The 21,271-nt window shown below is 68.4% G+C and carries 20 protein-coding genes and 1 tRNA gene; 12 read left to right on the top strand and 9 right to left on the bottom strand.

The features are described 5' to 3' along the window. The first annotated feature begins 102 nt into the window (after nucleotides 1-102). The 6 genes from OHB24_RS05955 to OHB24_RS05930 are packed head-to-tail and all read left to right on the top strand — an operon-like array spanning nucleotide 103 to nucleotide 7,613. Nucleotides 103-1,362 carry an ABC transporter substrate-binding protein gene (locus tag OHB24_RS05955; protein WP_327637924.1) on the top strand — a complete coding sequence of 420 codons (1,260 nt, stop codon included), beginning with the start codon at nucleotides 103-105 and terminating at the stop codon, nucleotides 1,360-1,362. Beyond that, nucleotides 1,362-2,294: a carbohydrate ABC transporter permease gene (locus OHB24_RS05950; RefSeq protein ID WP_327637923.1), complete on the top strand. Its 933-nt coding sequence runs from the start codon at nucleotides 1,362-1,364 to the stop codon at nucleotides 2,292-2,294. Before OHB24_RS05955 ends, OHB24_RS05950 begins: the two co-directional genes overlap by 1 nt. Then, the gene (locus tag OHB24_RS05945; RefSeq protein ID WP_327637922.1) at nucleotides 2,287-3,111 is read left to right on the top strand and encodes a carbohydrate ABC transporter permease; all 825 of its coding nucleotides are present in this window, start codon (nucleotides 2,287-2,289) and stop codon (nucleotides 3,109-3,111) included. Before OHB24_RS05950 ends, OHB24_RS05945 begins: the two co-directional genes overlap by 8 nt. Then, nucleotides 3,108-4,487, top strand: coding sequence for a hypothetical protein (locus OHB24_RS05940; protein WP_327637921.1), 1,380 nt, complete (start codon nucleotides 3,108-3,110; stop codon nucleotides 4,485-4,487). Before OHB24_RS05945 ends, OHB24_RS05940 begins: the two co-directional genes overlap by 4 nt. A 22-nt stretch (nucleotides 4,488-4,509) precedes the next feature. After that, entirely contained in the window at nucleotides 4,510-5,385 is an 876-nt protein-coding gene (locus tag OHB24_RS05935; RefSeq protein WP_327637920.1) for a MurR/RpiR family transcriptional regulator, read from the top strand. An 11-nt stretch (nucleotides 5,386-5,396) separates the two neighbouring features. Then, nucleotides 5,397-7,613 (top strand): FAD-dependent oxidoreductase, encoded by a 2,217-nt coding sequence (locus OHB24_RS05930; protein WP_327637919.1) that lies wholly within the window; start codon nucleotides 5,397-5,399, stop codon nucleotides 7,611-7,613. Here the strand turns inward: OHB24_RS05930 and OHB24_RS05925 are convergent. Genes OHB24_RS05925 through OHB24_RS05915 form a run of 3 tightly spaced genes read right to left on the bottom strand, consistent with a single transcriptional unit; the run spans nucleotide 7,607 to nucleotide 10,220 of the window. Then, entirely contained in the window at nucleotides 7,607-8,242 is a 636-nt protein-coding gene (locus OHB24_RS05925) for a hypothetical protein (RefSeq protein WP_327637918.1), read from the bottom strand. The two genes, OHB24_RS05930 and OHB24_RS05925, sit on opposite strands and share 7 nt — an antisense overlap. After that, the gene (locus OHB24_RS05920; RefSeq protein WP_327637917.1) at nucleotides 8,239-8,877 is read right to left on the bottom strand and encodes a 2'-5' RNA ligase family protein; all 639 of its coding nucleotides are present in this window, start codon (nucleotides 8,875-8,877) and stop codon (nucleotides 8,239-8,241) included. The genes OHB24_RS05925 and OHB24_RS05920 overlap by 4 nt, the downstream gene beginning before the upstream one ends. Next, entirely contained in the window at nucleotides 8,874-10,220 is a 1,347-nt protein-coding gene (locus tag OHB24_RS05915; RefSeq protein ID WP_327637916.1) for a hypothetical protein, read from the bottom strand. Before OHB24_RS05915 ends, OHB24_RS05920 begins: the two co-directional genes overlap by 4 nt. A 250-nt stretch (nucleotides 10,221-10,470) precedes the next feature. On the opposite strand from OHB24_RS05915, the gene OHB24_RS05910 reads away from it, so the two are divergent. Then, a complete protein-coding gene (locus OHB24_RS05910) occupies nucleotides 10,471-10,974 on the top strand; it encodes a hypothetical protein (RefSeq protein ID WP_327637915.1) in 504 nt (167 codons plus the stop codon). A 4-nt stretch (nucleotides 10,975-10,978) separates the two neighbouring features. Here the strand turns inward: OHB24_RS05910 and OHB24_RS05905 are convergent, their stop codons facing one another. From OHB24_RS05905 to OHB24_RS05890, 4 genes are all read right to left on the bottom strand, one after another. Next, the gene (locus OHB24_RS05905; RefSeq protein WP_327637914.1) at nucleotides 10,979-12,349 is read right to left on the bottom strand and encodes a TrpB-like pyridoxal phosphate-dependent enzyme; all 1,371 of its coding nucleotides are present in this window, start codon (nucleotides 12,347-12,349) and stop codon (nucleotides 10,979-10,981) included. A 63-nt stretch (nucleotides 12,350-12,412) separates the two neighbouring features. After that, the gene (locus OHB24_RS05900; protein WP_327637913.1) at nucleotides 12,413-13,012 is read right to left on the bottom strand and encodes a histidine phosphatase family protein; all 600 of its coding nucleotides are present in this window, start codon (nucleotides 13,010-13,012) and stop codon (nucleotides 12,413-12,415) included. After that, complete coding sequence (locus OHB24_RS05895) at nucleotides 12,979-14,013, bottom strand: adenosine deaminase (protein WP_327637911.1); 1,035 nt, start codon at nucleotides 14,011-14,013, stop codon at nucleotides 12,979-12,981. The genes OHB24_RS05900 and OHB24_RS05895 overlap by 34 nt, the downstream gene beginning before the upstream one ends. A 37-nt stretch (nucleotides 14,014-14,050) precedes the next feature. Further along, nucleotides 14,051-15,244, bottom strand: a complete 1,194-nt coding sequence (locus OHB24_RS05890; RefSeq protein ID WP_327637910.1) for a pyridoxal phosphate-dependent aminotransferase — start codon at nucleotides 15,242-15,244, stop codon at nucleotides 14,051-14,053. A gap of 291 nt (nucleotides 15,245-15,535) precedes the next feature. On the opposite strand from OHB24_RS05890, the gene OHB24_RS05885 reads away from it, so the two are divergent. From OHB24_RS05885 to rplA, 5 genes are all read left to right on the top strand, one after another. Then, nucleotides 15,536-15,608: transfer RNA gene (locus tag OHB24_RS05885), tRNA-Trp, on the top strand. A 55-nt stretch (nucleotides 15,609-15,663) separates the two neighbouring features. Then, nucleotides 15,664-15,906, top strand: a complete 243-nt coding sequence (gene secE, locus OHB24_RS05880; protein ID WP_130384685.1) for a preprotein translocase subunit SecE — start codon at nucleotides 15,664-15,666, stop codon at nucleotides 15,904-15,906. A 358-nt stretch (nucleotides 15,907-16,264) separates the two neighbouring features. Continuing rightward, on the top strand, nucleotides 16,265-17,125 hold the full coding sequence (gene nusG / locus OHB24_RS05875) for a transcription termination/antitermination protein NusG (protein ID WP_442913985.1): 861 nt from the start codon (nucleotides 16,265-16,267) through the stop codon (nucleotides 17,123-17,125). A 12-nt stretch (nucleotides 17,126-17,137) separates the two neighbouring features. Further along, a complete protein-coding gene (rplK, locus tag OHB24_RS05870) occupies nucleotides 17,138-17,572 on the top strand; it encodes a 50S ribosomal protein L11 (RefSeq protein WP_130384683.1) in 435 nt (144 codons plus the stop codon). A 76-nt stretch (nucleotides 17,573-17,648) separates the two neighbouring features. Continuing rightward, nucleotides 17,649-18,371 carry a 50S ribosomal protein L1 gene (rplA, locus tag OHB24_RS05865; RefSeq protein ID WP_327637909.1) on the top strand — a complete coding sequence of 241 codons (723 nt, stop codon included), beginning with the start codon at nucleotides 17,649-17,651 and terminating at the stop codon, nucleotides 18,369-18,371. Between the two features lie 978 nt (nucleotides 18,372-19,349). On the opposite strand, the gene OHB24_RS05860 is transcribed toward rplA, so the two are convergent. Both OHB24_RS05860 and OHB24_RS05855 read right to left on the bottom strand, forming a co-directional pair. Continuing rightward, on the bottom strand, nucleotides 19,350-20,189 hold the full coding sequence (locus tag OHB24_RS05860; protein WP_327637908.1) for a methionyl-tRNA formyltransferase: 840 nt from the start codon (nucleotides 20,187-20,189) through the stop codon (nucleotides 19,350-19,352). 15 nt (nucleotides 20,190-20,204) lie between these two features. Then, the gene (locus tag OHB24_RS05855; RefSeq protein WP_327637907.1) at nucleotides 20,205-21,236 is read right to left on the bottom strand and encodes an alpha-hydroxy acid oxidase; all 1,032 of its coding nucleotides are present in this window, start codon (nucleotides 21,234-21,236) and stop codon (nucleotides 20,205-20,207) included. Nucleotides 21,237-21,271: the final 35 nt, after the last annotated feature.

Genomic DNA, 21,271 nt, shown 5'->3' with positions numbered 1-21,271 from the left:
GGGGTTGGCGGGAGGGGGTGGAGTCGCTAATCTTTTGCGCAATCTGGTGGGAGGTGGGTTGTGAGGCGTAAAAGATTTTCTCGGCGGGAGGTGTTGGCCGGGGTGGGGGCAGGGCTGGCGGCTGCTGTGGTGCCGGGGTGTTCCGGTGCTGACGGTGGGCGGTCGGGGGCTCTGCAGGTGTGGGGCGGGGTGCCGGCGGCATCCGGGCCGGCTGATGTGGTGAAGGCGTTCCAGGCGAAGTTTCCGCAGTACAAGGTGAACTACACGCGGTTCGTGAACGACGACCGCGGCAACCTCAAGCTCGACACCGCCCTCCAGGGTGGCGTCGACATCGACGTGTACTTCACCTACTCGCAGGGTGCGATGGCGTTGCGGGCCGGGTCCGGACTGGCGGCGGACCTGACCGATCGGGTGAAGGCGGACCCGGACCTGCAGGTGTTCCTCGACACCGCGCAGCCGCGGTCGTACATCGACAACGGCAAGGTCAAGGCGCTCGCCACCGCGCGGGAGCCGCTCTTCGTACTGTTCAACGAGAAGCTCCGGCGGCAGGCCGGTGTCGAGCTCCCGCAGTCGTGGACGATCGACGAGTTCCGCGCGACGGCGAAGAGGCTGACGACGGACAGGACCGTCGGCACGTACACGCTGCCCGACGTCGCCCGGATCGCCCTCGGGCCGAACTACTGGTACGACGGAAACCGCTCGAACTTCGGCGATCCGCACTTCGAGCAGGGTTTCCGCGTCGGCCGCGAGATGATCGCCGAGGGTACGGCGTTCCCGTGGACCGAGGTGCTGTCCCGGCACCTCGACGCGTACCAGCAGAACTCGTTCCTCGGCGAGGAGTTCCACCTCTGGTCGACCGCCCCGTTCAACCTGCGGTACCTGTACGACGCGAAGAAGTACCCGCACGACTTCAAGGTCGCGTTCGCGCCGTCGCCGACCGTCGACGGCCAGAACTGGAACGGCGGCTCGTTCAGCAACTTCATCATGGTCAACCCGAAGTCGCCGAAGTTCGAGGCGGCCTGGGCGTTCGTGAAGTTCTGGCTGACCGAGGGTGCGACGCCGATGCTCAAGGGCGGCAAGGTGCCGGCGCTCGGCAACGTCACCGACGAGCAGATCGTTTCCGGAATGCTCGGAAAAGAGCCGGAGAAGTACTTCGATCTCGAGTCGTTCCGGCGCGTCGTCCTGACCTCCGAGCCGAAGCTCGCGACCGACACCCGGCTGACCGGATTTCCGGAGATTTCCCTCGCGGTGAAGCAGCAGCGCGACCTGTGCTGGCTCGGCGAGAAGGACCCCGGGGTCGCGATCCGTGAGGTACGGCGGCTCGCCGACGCCGCGATCGCCCGTAACGAGAGGAGGCCCTGATGGCCACCGCCACGGTCGTCGCGGCCGGCACCAAGGCCCGTACCGAGCAGGGCTCCGGGATCCGCCCGTCCGGCTGGATCGGGTTCCTGTTCATCGCCCCGAACCTGCTCGGCGTGATCGCGTTCACGCTGATCCCCCTGGTCAGCGTCGTGGTGCTCGCCTTCACGGACTGGAACCTGGTGTCCGGCCTCGGCGGCATCACCTTCAACGGCATCGACAACTTCGTCGCGATCGCCCGGGACCCCGGGTTCTGGCACGCGATCGGCCTGACGCTGGTGTACGTCGTGGTGTCGGTCCCGCTCACCGTCGTACTGGGACTCGCCCTCGGGATCGCGCTCAACCGCCCGCTCCCGGGCCGCGCCGTACTCCGGGCGATCTTCTTCCTGCCGTACATCGTCAACGTGGTCGCGATCGGCATGACCTGGTTGATGTTGATGAACCCGAAGGCCGGCCTGGTGAACCAGGTCCTCGACGCGTTCGGGATCCAGCCGGGGTGGTTCGCGTCCTCGCACTGGGCGCTGCCGGCGCTGATCGTGATGGCGGTGTGGGGCGGCGTCGGGTACTGCTCGCTGATCTACCTGTCCGCGCTGCAGGACGCGCCGCAGCAGCTGTACGAAGCGGCCGACATCGACGGCGCCTCCGCCTGGTCGAAGTTCCGCGTGATCACCTGGCCGTCGTTGCTGCCGACAACGATCTTCCTACTGGTCACGCTGATCATCGGGGCGTCGCAGGGCTTCGGCCTGATCGCGCTGATCACCGCGGGCGGTCCGGGCGACGCGACCACCACGATCTCGTACTACATGTACCAGACCGGCTTCCAGTTCTACCGGTTCGGCTACGCGTCGGCGATCGGCCTGGTGACCTTCGTCGGCGTACTCGTCCTGACCCTGCTCACCTGGCGGGCGCAGCGAGGGAGGGCCCTCAATGACTAAGAAGTACAGCAAGTGGATCTGGGGCGTCCCGCTGTGGATCCTCGCCATCGCTTTCCTGGCGCCGTTCGCGTGGATGATCTCGACCGCGCTGAAGCCGGACGTGGACGCCTACAAGATCCCGATGGAGTGGATCCCGAACCCGTTCCAGTGGGACAACTTCAGCACCGTTCTGAGTGGGGCGACCTCGGTCCTGCCGGCGTTCGGCCGCTCGGTGTTCGTCGCCCTGCTGCGGGTCGCGGGGGAGCTGCTCACCGCGACGATGGCCGGCTACGCATTCGCGCGGATGTCGTTCAAGGGCCGCGACAAGCTGTTCCTGCTGTACCTGGCGACGGCGATCATTCCGGCTCAGCTGCTGCTCGTTCCGCGGTTCATCTACTTCCAGAAACTCGGGCTGTACGACACGCTCTGGGCGCTGATCCTGCCGGGGATGTTCACCGTGCTCGGAACGTTCCTGATGCGCCAGTTCTTCGTCAGCCAGCCGGCCGAGTTCGCCGAGGCGGCCCGGATGGACGGCGCGAACGAGTGGCGGGTGTTCACCCGGATCTACTTGCCGTTGGCAACACCAGTGATGAGCGCGCTCGGCATTCTCGCGTTCGTCTGGTCCTGGAACGACTACGAGACGCCGCTGGTGCTGATCAGCAACCCGGACCGGTACACGCTGCCGCTCAGCCTGACCAACTTCGTCGACGAACAGGGCCAGATCGCGCCCGGCCTGACGATGGCCGCCTCGGTGATCTCGATCGTGCCGGTGCTGATCGTGTTCGTCGTCCTGCAACGCCGCTTCATCGCCGCCATGACTCATACAGGGATCAAATGATGCAGAACGTTTCAGGTGTCTTTCCGCATCTCGCGCAGATCGGCGACTTCGGGCCGCCGCGCAGCGAGCTCGGCATCGGTTCGCTGATGCCGTGGAACGGGAAGCTCTACGTCCAGAACTACAACTCCCACAAGGCGCGGTCCGGTGCAGGCGTCAGCCTGCGCCGGGTCGACGCCGACCTGTCGATGGAAATCGTTCCGGAAACTCTCGGCGTGGACGGAACCTACACCAACCGTTTCGTGCATTTTCCGACCTCGAAGCTGGTCCTCGGACCGCACGTGATTTCCGCGGACCACAAGATCGTGACGGTCCCGGAGCTCGCGCCGCTCCGGGTCTGCGGTACGTCGCGGCACCTGACGAAACCGGACACGCACGTCTACGTGCTCGCGATGGAAGGCGAGCTGTTCGAGCTCGACGTCACGACGTACGAATGCACGCAGCTCTTCGACCTGAACGACGAGCTCGGGACCGACGGCGAGATGAAGGTCCACTACAAGGACTGCTACACGTCCTTCGGGCGGCTGGTGGTGTGTTCGAACGAGTACGCCGAGCCGGAGTGGGCCGGCGAGCGGTCGCGCGGCCGGCTCGCGGAGTACGACGGCCAGGAGTGGAAAGTACTGCGGGACGATCCGTTCACCGCGATCGGCGGGCGGCACGAGTTCGGCGGGACGATCTTCGCGACCGGGTGGGACCGGGCGTCGGCGATCCTCGAGGTGTTCACCGAGGCCGACCAGCAATGGACGCGGTACCGGCTGCCGAAGGCGTCGCACTGTTTCGACCACAAGTGGCAGACCGAGTGGCCGCGGATCCGCGAGGTCGAGCACGAGCGGCTGCTGATGGACCACCACGGAATGTTCTACGAGGTGTCGCCGTGGGCGTACGGCGGCCGGATCTGGGGTGTCCGCCCGATCTCGACGCACCTGTGGGTCCTGGGCGACTTCTGCTCGTGGCGCGGGATGCTCGTGGCGGGTGCGGACAACGCTTCACCGAGTCACGGCCTCAATCCGACGACGGCCGAGCCGCAGTCCGGGTTGTGGTTCGGGAAGACCGACGACCTGTGGAGCTTCGGGAAGCCGTCCGGATGGGGCGGGCCGTGGTGGGAGACAACGGTTTCCGCCGGCGTTCCGTCCGATCCGTACCTGATGACGGGCTTCGACGGAAAGTGCCTGCACCTGGAGAACTTCTCCGAGGTTCCGCTGACGATCACGGTCGAGATCGACTTCCACGGGCACGGCCGGTTCGGCGCGGTGGAGACGTTGACGGTCGAGCCGGGGCAGATCCGGTCACACGTTTTCCCGCCCGGGTTCAGTGCGCACTGGGTGCGGGTCGTGAGTGACGCCGACGGTGTCGCGAGTGCCCAGTTCGTCTATACGTGATGATCACGGAATGGATTCCTCGATGGAACGAGCCGGCAGTCCTAGTCCGTTGCAGCTGGTCAAGCGGGCCCTGCCCGAGCTGAACGGTGCGATGCAGCGGGTCGCCGATCACATCCTGGCGAACCCGGACGAGGTCGCGCGCGGTTCGATCACCAAGCTGGCCGAGGCCGCGCAGACCTCGGCCGCGACGGTCACGCGGCTGTCGACCCACCTCGGGTACGCCGGGTATCCGGCGCTGCGGGCCGCGCTGGCGATGGAGGTCGGCCGCGGGCTGGAGGCCGGTTGGGCCAGTGACATCGGCATGGCGATCGGCCCGGCGGATCCGCCCGAACAGGTGCTGAACGTGCTCGCGTCGACGCAGGCGAACGCGTTGCGGAACGCGCTGGCCGCGATCGATCTGACCGCAGCCACCCGGGTCGCGGACGCGATCGCCGGCGCCCGGCGGACCCACATCTACGGCGAGTGGGGCGACGCGATCCCGGCCCGCGAGCTGTACATCCGGCTGCTGCGGATCGGCATTCCGGTGGGCTTCTTCGACGGTCCGCAGTCCTCGCAGATCGGCGCCGGCCTGCTCGGCGAGGGTGATGTCGCGTTGACGGTCACACGTTCCGGCACTGATCAGACCACGCTCGACTTCATCAAGCGTGCCCGCGAGCAGGGCGCGCTCGCCGTCGCGATCACCGGGATGCCGGACGCGCCGATCGGCCGGCTCGCCGACGTCACTCTCGACACCGGTACGCCGAACGGCGCGAACTGGACCGAGTTCTTCGCCGGCCGCGCGAGCGACGTACTGACGGCCGGCCTGTTGTTCGTCCTGGTCGCACAGCGGGTGCCCGATCACCTGACCGCACATCATCCGAACGGGCCGGGGCAGCCCGTCGTTCAACGAGATACCTGAAAGGTCCATGCATGCAGCAGCTCGAGGTCCAGTCCGATCTGACCGTCGTCGGCGGCGGGCTCGCCGGGATCTGCGCGGCGATCGGCGCCGCGCGGCAGGGGAGCACCGTGGCGCTGGTGCAGAACCGGCCGGTGCTCGGCGGCAACTCGTCCAGTGAGGTCAGGGTGTGGGTGTGCGGGGCGACCGCGCACGGCGTCCAGAGCTTCGCCCGCGAGACCGGCATCATGGGTGAGCTGTTCGTCGAGAACCAGTTCCGGAATCCGCTCGGAAACCCGTACTACTGGGACCTCGTGCTGCTGGAGGCGGTCCGCGCCGAGCCGCGGATCACGCTGTACCTGAACACCGACGTCCGGTCCGTGGAGGCCGCGGACGGTGAGATCCGGTCGGTGACCGGGTGGCAGATGGGGTCCGAGAAGGAGATCCGGTTCGTCAGCCCGGTGTTCGTGGACTGCTCGGGCGACGGTCTGGTCGGCGTCCTCGCGGGTGCGGAGTACCGGACCGGCCGGGAGCCGCGCTCGGAGTACGACGAGTCGTGGGCGCCCGACGTACCGGACTCGAACACGCTCGGCAGTACGATCCTCTTCTACAGCAAGGACGCCGGGGAACCGGTGCGGTTCGTGCCGCCGTCCTTCGCCAAGGACGTCACGGAAACCGCGATTCCGGACCGCCGCGTGATCCGGACCGATCTGAACGGGTGCGCGTTCTGGTGGATCGAGTGGGGCGGTGAGCTGGACGTCGTCGACGACAACGAGGCGATCCGCGACGAGTTGCAGGCCGTGGTGTACGGGATCTGGGACTACATCAAGAACTCCGGGCGGTTCGACGCGGACAACCTGACCCTGGAGTGGATCGGGTCGGTACCCGGAAAACGTGAGTACCGGCGTTTCCTCGGCGACCACGTGCTGACGCAGCACGATGTCCTCGACCAGACCGACTTCGACGACCGCGTCGCGTTCGGCGGCTGGTCGATCGACCTGCACCCGCCCGGTGGCGTGTACTCGGCCGAGCGCGGATCGAAGCACTGGCACCCTGACGGCAACTACCACATTCCGCTGCGTTCCCTGTACTCACGGAACGTCCGGAATCTGTGGATGGCCGGACGGAACATCAGTGCCAGCCATGTCGCGTTCGGTACGACGCGGGTGATGGCGACCTGTGCGCTGCTCGGTGAAGCGGCCGGCGTCGGCGCAGCTGTTGCCCTGCGCAACGGATTGACGCCGCGCGAGCTGGCGCACGACCGGTTCGGCCTGCTGAAGCACGCGCTGACCCGCGCCGACTCGTCGGTCCTCGGCGTCATCGACGACGATCCGGAAAACGTTGCACTGTCGGCGACCGTGACCGCGTCCTCCACCCTGACCCGGCCGGCGCTCGAGGTCTCGTCCGGAACGCTGCCGCTGACCACCGACCTCGGAATGGTCATCCCGGTCGACCCGGCTCTCGACGGATTCGAGCTGCTCGTCGACTCGACCGGAGGCTCCCTGACCGTCGAGCTCCATGACCCGGTCAAGGCGCAGAACTACCTCCCGGCCAAGCTCATCGACTCCTGCACAGTCGACGTACCGGCCGGCGAGAAGCGCTGGGTCCACATCCCGTTGGCCTGGCACCCGTCCGCTCCCTCCAACGCGTTCGTCGTACTGCGAAGCACACCGCACATCTCTGTGCACACCGCTGCGACGGGACTCCCCGGAACGGTTCACTTCGTCCAGCGCGACCCATCGCCCGACGAGCAGTGGACGGAGCAGTTCCGCGCCTGGAAACACGTCCTGCCCCGCGGCGGCCTGTGCATCCGCCTCGGCGAGACCGCGGCGTACGCGCCAGAGAAGGTCATCGGCGGCTACGCCCGCCCGTACGGCGGCCCGAATCTCTGGTCGTCCGAAGACCTGGCCTGGGACTCCGAGCCCTGGCTCGAACTCACCTGGCCCGAGTCGGTCGAACTCTCCGAGATCGTCGTCGTCCTGGACGCGGACGTCCAGGAGGACCTCATCAATCTCCACCACCACCGGACGCCGTTCGAGTCCCTGCCCACTCTCGTAGCCGCCTACGACGTGGAGGTCCGCAACGGCGACGGTCCGTGGCAGACAGTCGCCCAGGTCACCGACAACCACCACCGCACCCAGCACCACCACGTGCAGACCCGAGCCACCCACCTCCGTCTCACGACAAGACGCACCAACGGCGCCCCACGAGCCCACGTGGTCTCCATCCGCGCCTACTCGTCGACTCAGTAACGCCACTCGAGTTCGTGGTGCAACATCCAGTGCGTCAGAGGATCAGCGGCTGCAGGAGACTTGGCAGCGCCCGTCAGGAGGTCTGACACGACCTGGGCGGGTGCCGCCAGACGAAGGCCGGTGTCGAGCTTTCGGGCACGGGTATACGCGAGATCGGTCGTGGGCTCGGCCAGGATGATCGACTTGCCCTTGGCCGGCACCAGCTCCCAGAGCCGGGCGGCCGCCTGGGCATCCGGTGTGTAGATCACCGTTGGCCCGACCGGGGTGTCCGGCGCCCAGTGCTGGGCGGCCAGGGTGCCGCTGAGCGCATGCCGGACCGCCGTCCCCGGTATGCGGTCGAGGAGCGCCCGGACGTCGTGCTTGCTTCGCCAGTACGTCATCCGAACATTGCGGCTGAACTGGAAGTCCTCGTTCCAGCGACGGAGCAGGGCGAGCCAGCTCGGTACGGCGAAGACGCCCGGGGCGTGGCGTTCTACCAGTTGTTCCTGCTGAAGCTGGTCGATCACTCGGCGTACGGACGGTGCGGTGACCCCGCTGGTCGTCACGAGATCGTGAGTTGTCCACAAGGTGCGGAAGTCCAGGAGGGCACGAACGATCGATGCCGCTGCAAGATCGGTGGCCGCGTTCACGAGTTCGCTCCGCTCGGTCGGGCTCCGAGTCGGAGGCTGGCGTAGGGGGTCCACTCGTACTGGTTGTGGTCGCGGTTCAGGTTGATGAGGCTGACGCGGCTGATCTCGGTTCTGGCGATGCCGCCGGCCAGGGCGTTGACGCGTTGGTGGAGCGGCTCGGCGGGCGCGGGCTGGTTCCAGTAGCCGAGTGAGATGTGCGGGTCGAGCTCGGGCAGGGCGGGCACGGAGTCGCTGCCCCAGACGTCGGTGATCGCGGCGCGGAGCTGGGCGCGCAGACGGCGCAGGCGGTCGACGGGGGAGACCGGCAGCTGCAGGCTTTCGACGTCGACGACCGCGGGGCCGAGCTTGATCTCGAACGGCCGGAAGTACTCGAGCCGGCGTTGCGCCGCGTCGATGATCGGGTCGAGGTCCGACTGCGGGACCTTGTCGGCGAACCCGATGCCCTGCAGCGTGAGGTGCAGCCATTGGACCGGCACCGGCGTGATCCCGGGCAGCGAACCGACCAGCCGCTGGTACGCCGCGTGCACGTCGGTCAGCACGGCGTCGTTCGGGAAGACGACGTGCCACGTGTAGAACGACCGCCCGGGACGCCAGTTGGGGCGCCAGTACCAGTGATCGCGGACTTCCCTGATCATGTGTGCTCCTCGATCACGCGTCGTCGGTTCGGGGTCGTCAGGCGGCCAGGGAGTCCCGGTTGCTGGGTGAACTCGGCGATCCGGTCCCGCAGCATCCGGCCCTTCGGGCTTCGCGCGTACGGCGCTGTCAGGGCGGCGACCTCCGCGAGGCGCTGGATCAACGGGCGGACGCGGTACTCGGGCTGGAGCTCCAGCACCGGGTCGACCGCCTCGATCGCACCGTCGAGATGTCCGAGGAGCAGTCGCGCCTTCGCCTGTTGCAGGCGGGCCATCCGTTCGGAGCCGGCGTTCCGGAGCGCGTACGGGACGGCCTCGAACAGGGCGATGCTGTGGTCGGCGTGATCCGCGGTGCGTTGTACGTCGCCGAACGCCAGGTGCGTGTCCGCCCACAGTCCTTCGGCGCGTTCCGGCGTACAGAGCAGGACGCCGCCTGGTTCGGAATCGGCCGGCCGGACAGCGAGCGTTCGGGCGACGTCGAGGAGGTCGCGGGCCCTGTCCGTGCGTCCGACGCGGGCGAGGTCGACGGAGGCCGCGCTGGCGAGGAAGAGTCTGGCCGTGCCGGCGTTGTACCGCAGGCCGTCCTCGGCGCACGCCGCCGCGCGGGCGAAGTCCTCCTGCCAGAACGCGGCGGTGTGCTGCGTGGCGCGGATCCAGCCCCGCAGCACGTCGTGGTCCGCGGCCTCGGCGCAGGCCCACGCCGTCCGGGTATGGCCTTCGGCGATGTCCGGCCGGCCGAGATCGGTCGACATCCAGGCGAGCAGCGTGATCGCCCAGCCGGCGGCCGCGTACAGGTCACGGGACTGGCGCGGCGACTGGTTGCCGGCCAGCAGCCCAAAGGCGCGGTCCCGGATCGCGCGGCTCTTCGCGAACAACGGCCGGATCGGCGTCCGCAGGTAGGACTGCGCGATCCGCTCGATGTCGGCGTGCAACTGTTCGACGGTGAGCTCGCCGACGTTCGACTCCTCGGCGAACGACAGCAGTCCGATGGACTCGTCGCCCGCGTTCACCAGGTCGTCGTCGTGGCCGGCCATCGACGCCGGCGGCGTCAGCTCCGGCTCGGTCAGGGCGAGGCCGGCGGGTGGGAAGAAGCCGAGATCGTTGTCGGAGGCAACACCGAGCACGTGGCGCAGACCGGAGCGGTACGCCGCGCCGGGCCAGCGGACCGCGCCGCGTTCCAGCTTGGCGATGTAGTGGCCGTCGAGCTCGTACTTGATCTCGGTCGTGTCCCAGAGCCACGCGCAGATGGTGTCGGCCAGCTCGCTCCGGGACATGTGTTCACCCGGCGCGCGCCGGGATGGGGTGCGCTCCCGCGCCTCGCGGAGAAACTCGTTCGGCCCTGACATGGCGGTAACTGTAAGGCGCTGCACACCCTCTGCGACGGGTAAATCGGGCCTTGTGGACGATCTGCCCCATGCTGCCCCGATCTGCCCCGAATCCCTGTGGAAAAAGGGGTTCCCGGCCGCCGCGGACGGTCCGCGGCGGCGCATCGGCGGTGATTTCGGCGCGGAGAGACGGTTGCTGAGCGTGAGGACGCCGGGGCATCCCGGGGCAGATAGGGGCAGCCCCTCACCGTTGGCGCTCTAAAGTTGTGGGATGCCCGAGGAAGCCGTGACGACGTTGCACGCCGAGTTGGAGCGGTTCGGACGGGCGGAGGAAGGGTTCGCGCTGCTCGAGGTGTTCCTGGAGGTGGCGCGGCCGCGGTTGGGTGCGGTGGTGCTGGATCCGGTCGGACTGCAGTTGCCGGCGGAGCTCACCGACGATCGCCTCGTCGTGCAGAAGCTGATCGACGAGCTCGAGCAAGAGCCGCAGGGAAAGGGGCGCGTGGTCGAGCGCCCCTTCGACATGGACGACGAGCAGGCGCGCTGGGACTACGTGCGTCTCGCCTACAGCTCGAACCAGGCAACGGTGTGGAGCCCTCGCCAACGGACGACGTACTTCGAGGCGTCCGGCGGCCACAAGGCCACGTACTGGCTGCCGGACAGCCTGAAGATGCAGTACTTCGACGCGCTGGCCTCCCGCGGGTGGGCCATCCCGGAGGACTGGCTCACCGCGGTGGCGAAGCGGCCCAAGCCCTGGTGGAAGCGCGGCGGCCGCTGACCTGTCAGCCGATCGCGGGCAGGTGGGTCAGGGCTTCGGCTACTGCTGACTGGATGTCGGCGTCCTCCCAGCTGCGGTCGACGATGGCGTTGGACAGGTAGGCGTCGTACGCGGCAAGGTCGAGATGACCGTGGCCGCAGAGGGCGGTGAGGATGACCTTCTCCTCGCCGGATTCCTTGCAGCGTTGGGCTTCCTCGACGGCGGCCGCCAGAGCATGGGTGGGCTCAGGCGCGGGGACGATGCCTTCGGTCCGCGCGAACTGGACCCCGGCGGCGAAGCACTCGGACTGTGGTTTCGCGACGGCCTCGATCTCGCCGGTCTCGTAGAGGTGGCTGATCAGCGGGCTCATCCCGTGGTACCGCAGGCCGCCGGCGTGGATCGGGTCGGGGATGAAGTCGTGGCCCAGCGTGTGCATCTTCATCAACGGCGTCATCCCGATCGTGTCGCCGAAGTCGTACGCGTACGTGCCCTGGGTGAGTGACGGGCAGGCAGCCGGCTCGACCGCACGCACGACCGGCGACATCCGGCCGGCCCATCTCTCCCGCAGGAACGGGAACGCCAGGCCGCCGAAGTTCGACCCGCCGCCGGTGCAGCCGACGATCAGGTCAGGGGTCTCGCCGACCATCGCGAGCTGCATCAGCGCCTCCTCGCCGATGATCGTCTGGTGCAGCAGCACGTGGTTGAGCACCGACCCGAGCGCATAGTGCACCTCGGGATCCTGCACGGCGGCCTCGACCGCCTCGCTGATCGCGATCCCGAGCGAGCCGGTGGAGTCCGGGTCGCCGGCGAGGAACTTTCGCCCGGCCGCGGTCAGGTCGGACGGGCTCGGGTGCACGGTCGCCCCGAACACCTGCATCATCATCCGCCGGTACGGCTTCTGGTCGTATGACGCCCGCACCTGCCAGACCTCGCACTCCAGTCCGTACTGCGCGCAGGCGAACGCGAGCGCCGTACCCCACTGGCCGGCGCCGGTCTCGGTGGTGAGCTTCCGGACGCCGGACTTCGCGTTGTAGTACGCCTGGGGGACCGCCGTGTTCGGCTTGTGTGATCCCGCCGGCGAGACGCCCTCGTACTTGTAGTAGATCCGGGCCGGCGTATCGAGCGCCTTCTCCAGCCGATGCGCGCGATACAGCGGACTCGGCCGCCACAGCCGGTAGACGTCGAGCACGTCACCGGGAATGTCGACGTACTGCTCCTGTGAGACCTCTTGCAGGATCAGGTCCATCGGGAACAGTGGCGTCAGATCGTCCGGCCCGATCGGTTGCCCTGTGCCCGGATGCAGCACCGGCGGCGGAGGTGTCGGCAGGTCGTGCAGCACGTTGTACCAACGGGTCGGCAGCTCTTCCTCTGGCAACAGGATCTTCGTCGGCGTCATGCACGCAAAGTTAGGCCCGCGCCGACCCCCGGACAATGACCTGAACCGGAACGCAACCAGCACTTATCCGGAACTCGCCAACCGCTCCACGACACCACCCGCGCGCACGCGGTAGACCACATCGGACGGCTGCCGCGTACCGAGCGCATCAGGTACGCCGAGCCCTCGCAGCAGCATCCGCCCGATCATCTCGTGCGACACCAGCAAAGGCCGCCGTACGCCGCTCCGCCCGATCTCCTCCAGCACCCGTCCGGCGCGCACCTCGCCGTCCGCGTAGCTCTCACCCTCCGGAAACCGAAAGGTGTCCTTCGCCCGCTCCCGCACCTCCCGCTGCCCCGGCCACCGCGCATCGATCTCGACCGGCCCGAGCCCCGACCACGACCCGTGGTCGATCTCGGCCAGGTCGTCGACGACCTGGACGGTCAGACCGAGCTCCGACGCGATGATCGAGGCCGTACGCCGCGCTCGCCCGAGCGGGCTGGCGAACACGGCGTCGATGTCCTCGCCGGCCAGCAGGAGGGCGTTCCGGTGGGCCTGTTCGAGGCCGAGTGGAGTCAGGGGCGAGTCGAGACGGCCTTGCCGGCGGCCAGCCACGTTCCATTCGGTTTGGCCGTGGCGGGCCAGGTAGGTCAGGCCGGGACTGTGACGGGGGTTCCCAGCCATTCGTCGATTTCGGTGAGGAGGGCCTTCTGGGTCTCGGGCGGGGCGGTGGAGGCCAGGACCGAGCTGCGGGCGAGGTCGGCCAGCTCGGGGTCGGTGAAGCCGTGGACGGTGCGGGCGGTCTCGTACTGCTCGGCGAGACGGGAGCCGAAGAGCAGGGGGTCGTCGGCGCCGAGGGCGATCCGGGCGCCTGCCTCGTAGAGCTTGCGGAGAGGGACGTCCTCGGGGCGCCGGTAGACGCCGAGAGAGACGTTGGACGCGGGGCAGACCTCCAGCGCGATCTGCGCGTCGACGACGCGCTTCAGGAGGTCGGGGTCCTCGACGGAACGGACGCCGTGGCCGATGCGGCCCGCGCCCAGCTCGTCCAGACAGGTGCGCACAGTCGCCGGACCGCACAGTTCACCGCCGTGCGGCGCTGCGAGCAGCCCGGCGTGGCGGGCGATCCGGAAGGCCGGTTCGAACTCGGACGTCGTACCGCGCCGCTCGTCGTTCGACAGTCCGAACCCGACCACGCCACGTCCGACGTACTGCGATGCGAGCCGCGCCAGGGTCCGGGCGTCGAGCGGATGCCGGGTCCGGTTGGCGGCGATGATGACCTGGACGGCGATCCCCGTCGACGCCGACGCGTCGCGGGCGGCGTCCAGCACCAGGTCGGTGAACTCGGTGATCCCGTGGAAGCGGTTCGCGTACCCGGACGGGTCCACCTGGATCTCCAGCCAGCGCGAGCCGTCCGCCCGGTCGTCCTCGGCCGCCTCACGGACCAGACGCCGTACGTCGTCCTCCGTGCGCAGCACCGAGCGCGCGATGTCGTACAGCCGCTGGAACCGGAACCAGCCGCGCTCGTCGGCCGCCGACAGCTCCGGCGGCCAATCGGTCCGCAGCGCGTCCGGCAGCCGTACGCCGTGCTTGTCGGCCAGCTCGACCAGCGTCAGGTGCCGCATCGACCCGGAGAAGTGCAGATGCAGGTGTGTTTTCGGCAGCACCCGCAGATCCCGCTGCGTCATTACCGAAGGTTACCGATCCCCTACCCGCCCCGCGAAATCAGCTCAGCAACTTGGTGATCCGGCCGAGGCCCTCGGCCAGGTCGTCGTCGCCGAGCGCGTACGACAGCCGCAGGTACCCGGGCGCTCCGAACGCCTCGCCCGGCACGACCGCCACCTCGACCTCGTCGAGGATCAGATCGGCCAGCTCGGCGGACGTGGTCGGCGTACGCCCGTTGATCTCCCTGCCGAACACGCCCTTGACCGACGGGTACGCGTAGAACGCGCCGGTCGGCTCCGGGCACTCGACACCGGGGATCTCGTTGAGCATCCGGACCATGGTCCGACGGCGCCGGTCGAACGCGACCTTCATCTCGTCGACCGCGCTCAGGTCGCCGGACACCGCGGCGAGCGCGGCCCGCTGGGCGATGTTGCAGACGTTCGAGGTCTGGTGCGACTGCAGGTTCGTCGCGGCCTTGACGACGTCCTTCGGCCCGATCATCCAGCCGACACGCCAGCCGGTCATCGCGTACGTCTTGGCGACACCGTTCAGTACGACCGTCTTGTCGGCCAGTTCCGGTACGGCGACCGGGAGCGAGGTCGCCCGTACGTCGCCGTACGTCAGGTGCTCGTAGATCTCGTCCGTGATCACCCACAGGTCGTGCTCGAGCGCCCACCGGCCGATCACCTCGATCGCTTCCGGGCTGTCGACCGCGCCCGTCGGGTTCGACGGTGAACAGAACAGGAGAGCCTTGGTCTTCGAGGTCCGGGCCGCCTCCAGTTGTTCGACGGTGACGCAGTAGTTCTGCGACTCGTCGGCGAGCACCTCGACCGGTACGCCGCCGGCCAGCCGGATCGTCTCCGGGTACGTCGTCCAGTACGGCGCCGGCAGCAGCACCTCGTCGCCCGGGTCGAGCAGCGTCGCGAACGCGTTGTAGACCGCGTGCTTGCCGCCGTTCGTGACCAGGACCTGGGAGGCCTCGATCTCGTAGCCGGAGTCCCGCTTCGTCTTGTCGGCGATCGCCTGCTTGAGCTCCGGCAGACCGCCCGCCGGGCTGTACCGGTGGTTCTTCGGATCCCGAGCCGCCGCGACGGCCGCCTCGACGATGTAGTCCGGCGTCGGGAAGTCCGGCTCACCCGCGCCGAACCCGATCACCGGGCGCCCGGCCGCCTTGAGCGCCTTTGCCTTGGCGTCGACCGCCAGCGTCGCCGATTCACTGATGGCGCCGATCCGCGCCGAGATCCTGGAACCCATGCGACCCATCCTGGCACCACGCCGTACGGCGGTGCTCCCGGGTTTCACCGGGTGGGCCGGGAACGCGCCGGGGGGACTGTCCGTTGGGACGAACTGGAGGCTGTATGGTTCTGACCGCGGTGCGGCGCCCAACCAGGGGTCGTGGCGGGCAGGGTCGGGCCGGACTGACGCCGAGAGGCTGAGTTCGACCAGGTGGCTCGAACCCCGTACACTTCTCTAGGTCCGGGCGTTGGTGGCCCTGATCCGGCATGCCCGAGATCAGGGCCGACGCGGCGTCCGGATGGATTGCAGAGGGCACTAGCTCAACTGGCAGAGCATCGGTCTCCAAAACCGAAGGTTGGGGGTTCAAGTCCCTCGTGCCCTGCAAATCCTGACCGGCGCAGGGCCGGTCAGGCCGCCGCTAGCGAAAGAGGTAGGTCGTGACGGAGACGCGCACCCCGGCACCGTCCGGCGCCGGCAAGCCTGCGGAAGGCAAGCAGGGCAGGGGCCTGCTGCGCTTCTACCGCCAGGTGGTCGCCGAGCTCCGCAAGGTCGTCTGGCCGACCCGCAAGCAGCTCTCCACCTACTTCGTGGTCGTCCTGACCTTCGTGGTGTTCGTCATCGCGATCGTCTCGGTCCTCGACCTCGCCTTCGGCTGGGCGATGTTCAAGATCTTCGGCTGAGGCCGCCCACCACGATCCCCACCGTAGGTCCCGGGCTCCTGACCCGACCCGAAGCAGAACAAGACCCGATCCACAGATGACGGAGTACGACGTGTCCGAGCGCGACGACGAGGTCCTCGACCAAGAGGACGAGTTCGACGTATCCGACGCCGACCTCGAGCTCGACTTCGACGAGAACGCCACCGATGACGATCTGTTCGCTGACGACGACGATGACGACGACGACCCGTTCGCGGGACTCGACGACGCCGCCGCCGCCGGCGAGGACGAGGACGATGTGGACGACGACGAGTACTCCGCCGACGACGAGGCGGAGACGCCGCGGGCGGACGCCGACACGTCCGACGACGAGCCGGTAGTGGTGGTCCCGGCGGCCGACGAGTCCGAGGCCGCCGAGGTCGTGACCGAGGACGACGTCGAGGACGCCGCCGAGGAACTGGCCGACGAGACCGCCGAGACCGCGCCGCTGACCACCGCCGAGGCGCCTGCCGCGGCCGACGAGGTGGTCTTCTCCAGCGGCGACGAGTCCGGTGACGACGAGTCCGACGACGACGCGGACGACGAGGCAGAGGCCGAGGAAGCGGAGCCCGAAGAGCCGGGTGACCCGCTCGAGGAGCTGCGCAGCCGGCTGCGTTCGCAGATCGGCGACTGGTACGTCGTGCACACGTACTCAGGGATGGAGAACCGGGTCAAGGGCAACCTCGAGAACCGGATCAACTCCCTGAACATGGAGGACTACATCTTCGAGATCATCGTGCCGACCGAAGAGGTCGCCGAGATCAAGAACGGTCAGCGCCGGATGGTCAAGCGCACCGTCCTCCCCGGTTACGTGCTGGTCCGGATGGACCTCACCGACGAGTCCTGGTCGACCGTGCGGCACACGCCGTCGGTGACCGGCTTCGTCGGGAACAGCCAGAAGCCGGTCCCGCTCAGCCTCGAAGAGGTCGAGAAGATGCTCGCTCCGGCTGTCGTGGCGGCAGCCGAGGCGGCGGCAGCCGAAGCCGGCGCCGCACCCGCCAAGACCGCGGCGAAGAAGAAGGTCGAGGTTGCCGACTTCGGTGTCGGTGACTCGGTCATGGTGGTCGACGGGCCGTTCGCGACCCTGCACGCCACAGTCACGGAGATCAACGCCGAGGCCCAGCGGATCAAGGCCCTGGTTGAGATCTTCGGCCGGGAGACCCCGGTGGAACTCAGCTTCAACCAGATCCAGAAAGTCTAAGGACCCGACAGAATGCCTCCCAAGAGTAAGAAGATCGCTGCCCTGGTCAAGGTGCAGCTCCAGGCCGGCGCCGCGACGCCGGCACCGCCGGTCGGTACCGCGCTCGGCCCGCACGGCGTCAACATCATGGAGTTCTGCAAGGCGTACAACGCCCAGACGGAATCCATGCGTGGCAACGTGGTGCCGGTCGAGATCACGATCTACGAGGACCGTTCCTTCACCTTCATCACCAAGACGCCGCCGGCGCCGGAGATGATCAAGAAGGCCGCCGGCCTGCAGAAGGGCTCGGCCGTCCCGCAGCGCGACAAGGTCGGCAAGATCACCAAGGACCAGGTCCGCGAGATCGCCACCACCAAGATGCCGGATCTGAACGCCCGCGACATCGACGCGGCGATGAAGATCATCGAGGGTACGGCGCGCTCCATGGGCGTCACCGTCGACGGCTGATCAGTACCACTTCACACACGTAGTAGTGGCAGGGCGAAGCGCCGCCCGGAGACCACACCCCAGAGAGGAACCAGTCATGGCACAGCGCAGTAAGTCATATCGCGCCATCGCGGAGCAGATCGACTTCGACCACCTGTACACCCCGCTCGAGGCCATCAAGCTGGCCAAGCAGGGCGCGACGGGCAAGAAGTTCAACTCCACGATCGACGTCGCAATGCGCCTCGGGGTCGACCCCCGTAAGGCCGACCAGATGGTGCGCGGCACCGTCAACCTTCCGCACGGTACCGGCAAGACGGCACGGGTCCTCGTCTTCGCCACCGGTGAGAAGGCCGAGGCCGCGAAGGCCGCCGGCGCCGACTTCGTCGGTGACGACGACATGATCAAGAAGGTGACCGACGGCTGGCTCGACTTCGACGCCGTCGTCGCGACTCCTGACCTGATGGGCAAGGTCGGCCGCCTCGGTCGCGTGCTCGGCCCGCGTGGTCTGATGCCGAACCCGAAGACCGGCACGGTGACCCCGGACGTGGTCAAGGCCGTGAACGACATCAAGGGCGGCAAGATCGAGTTCCGGGTCGACCGGCACGCGAACCTGCACTTCATCATCGGCAAGGTCTCGTTCGACGAGGCCCAGTTGGTGGAGAACTACAGCGCCGCGCTCGAGGAGATCCTCCGGTTGAAGCCGGCCAGCTCGAAGGGCCGCTACATCAAGAAGACGGTCTTCTCGACCACGATGGGGCCGGGCGTCCAGGTTGACCCCAACCTGAGCCGCAACCTCACCGAGGAGTCGGTCGAGGCCTGAGCCTCACCTCTTCATCATCAGCAAGCCCCCGGGACCTGAACTGGTCCCGGGGGCTTGCTGTCTCCGGTGACCGAGGCGGGCTATTCGGCTGTTGTGCCCACTCCCCAGCCACTCCCCGCCGTCGCCCCGCTGGTGAGCTACCGCCCGTCGAGTAGACGACGGCGTTGTCCGGCTCTTGTGATGCCTGTGTGGGTGGGTTGGACTGGTCGGTCGACCTCTCGAGCGCCGTCGCGCACGTTCCTCGAGTCGTGGATTTGGGCGTGTCGACCCCGGCCAAATGCAGGCTCGATCCACGACTCGACGTTCCGAGGGCCAACCAAACGCAGTACTCGACGCGATCCCGGACACGGCGGGCGTTCCGCGCGGCAGCCGGACCGGCCCGCCCTTCGAGGCCGCCCACGCGCTGTCAGCACAGCCGGGGTTATCCCCTCGTGTGCAGGGTTCTACCTTCATGTAGCAGTAGAGAACCCACCACGCGAGGGGATAACCCGCCGTCTGCTCAACGGGCGGCGGCCGACCGGCGGGGCGACGGTTGGGCGGGCGACGGCCGGGGCGATGGTGGGGGGTGGGGACAGGTGCTGGTGACTGGGGACAGGCAATAGCAGGTGCCGACCCACGATTACCTGTCGCACGACCCCGGATCGGGCCGATCATCACCCACATATCGGACAGGAGAGTCGGTTAGCCCCTCGCGTTGTGGGTTCTCTACTGATATGCGAGGGGAGAACCCTGCACGCCAGGGGATAACCGGTCCTTGTGACTGATCCGTGGGTGGTCGTGGTCGCACGCGACCAGCGAACCGGACGCCCCGCCGCGACGTACGGTCCTGCTGTCCTTGGCGCCCGACCCCAAACGCACGCTGTCCGGAACATTTTCGTCACCGGCCGGCAGTTTTGTTCCGTAAACCACCACCCACCGATCGGTCACAAGCGCCGGACAACCTCGGCTGCTCGCGTACATCGGTCGAGGGGCGTCGGATCAACCGCGGGTCAGGCGGAGGGGGTGGTCTGCGGTTTGGATGGTCCAGCCGTCGGGGTGTTTCTCGAGGATGGTGCCTGGAGCGGCGGTGTCGTCGGTGGTGGCCGGGTCGGTTCGGGTGATGAGGTGGGTGGTGCCGTTGAGTTCGACCTGGGCGGTGGGCGCGGTGACGTTGAGGGCGGCGGCCTTGCGGCGGATCGCCCGGGACGGCTCGGTGAGGTCGAGAAGTCGTTCGTCCTCGGTGAAGAACGGTGCGTCGGAGGCGTTCGCCGGGTCCTGCGGCTGACCGGGGTCTCCGGCGACGAGCTTGGGAACGGCCTCGTCCAGGCATTCGCTGAGCAGCGTCCGCCAGGACTGCATGAGGCCGGAGCCGTTCAGGTCGTCGGGTAGCGGTGCGATCCGCTGGGCGAGGATCGCGCCGGTGTCGAACTCCGCCGCGGTCCGGTGCACCGTCGCCCCGACCCGCTCGTCACCTTCGTAGATCAGCCGCTGCGGCGTCGGCCCGCGCCCGGCCGGCAGCGGCGACGGGTGACAGTTGATCGCGCCGTACTTCGGGATCTCGAGGATCTCGTCCGGGATCAGGCGCGGGAACGCGGCGGAGATGATCACGTCCGGCCGGAGGGCGGCGATCACCGGCGCGGCGACGGTCCGGAGCTTGCGGGTGATCAGCACGTTCAGGTCGTCCGGCAGACCCGCGACCATCGGGTCGGCGGCGCCGTACCTGCTGGTGTCCGGCAGCGTCGCGACCAGCACCAGTTCGTGACCGTTCCGTTCGGCGAACTCGTGCACGAGCCGGAATCCCGGCAGGAACGCGTTCAGGCCAACGATCCGCAAGCTCATGGCTCCCCAGGTGGTTCAGTTCGTGATGAGGTCGGGTGTCAGCGACGACGGCGTGGAGACGCCGACCAGCCGCAGGGTGTGGTCGAGTTCGGTGCCGAGGTCGGTCAGCAGCCGGGTGACGCCCTCGGACGAGCCGACGGTCAGGGACCACAGGGCGGGACGGCCGACGAACACCGCGCGGGCGCCGAGGGCCAGCGCGGCCAGGACGTGCTCGCCGCGGCGGATGCCGCCGTCGACGTACACCTCGAGGTTGCTTCCGGCGACGGCCTCGGCGACCTCGGGCAGCGCCCGTGCGGTGGGGATCGAACCGTCGAGCTGACGGCCGCCGTGGTTCGAGACGATGATGCCGGCGGCGCCCGCGTCCGCGCAGCGCTTGGCGTCGTCGCCGCGGAGGACGCCCTTCACCACCACCGGCAGTCCGGTGCGTTGCGCGAGCCAGCCGATCACGTCGGGGTTCAGGTCGTCGGCCTTGTCGAGGTCGTCGTCGGTCCAGTCGCCGTCAGGCAGGTTGGCCAGGAACTGTCCGGGTTGCGCCACGTCCCAGACGGTCTCGCCGTCGTCCTCCTTCCGCCCGACGACCGGGGTGTCGACGGTGAGCACGACTGCCCGCGCCCCGGCCTCGACGGCGGCGTCGAGCATCCGGACGGTGATCTCCCGGTTCCGCACGACGTAGATCTGCAGCCACCATGGAACACCGGTCGCCCCGAGCTCGGCGAACGTCGTACCGGCGTTGCTGGAGACGCCGAGCACCGACTTCGCTGCGCTGACGCCGCGCGCCATCGCGAGCTCGCCGTCCGGGTCGGCCAGCCGCTGCATCGTCGAGGGCGCGACCAGGATCGGCGCGTCGACGGGCGTGCCGAGCACCGTCGTGCTCAGGTCGACCGTGGACACGTCGTTCAGCACGTGCGGCCGGAACCGGTACGCCGACCAGGCCGAGGTCGCTTCACCGACGCTGACTCCACCGGCCGAGCCCTGCCGGAAGTAGCGGTGCACGGCCTCCGGCAGCTTCTCGGCGGCCGCGCCTTCCAGGGTGTCGATCCATCGCATGCGGCCCATCGTCGCACTCGCTGGTTCCGCTGCGG

The sequence above is a fragment of the Kribbella sp. NBC_00482 genome (genome assembly GCF_036013725.1).
In the GTDB taxonomy this organism is placed as follows: domain Bacteria; phylum Actinomycetota; class Actinomycetes; order Propionibacteriales; family Kribbellaceae; genus Kribbella.
This window is presented reverse-complemented; position numbering and strand designations above follow the sequence as displayed.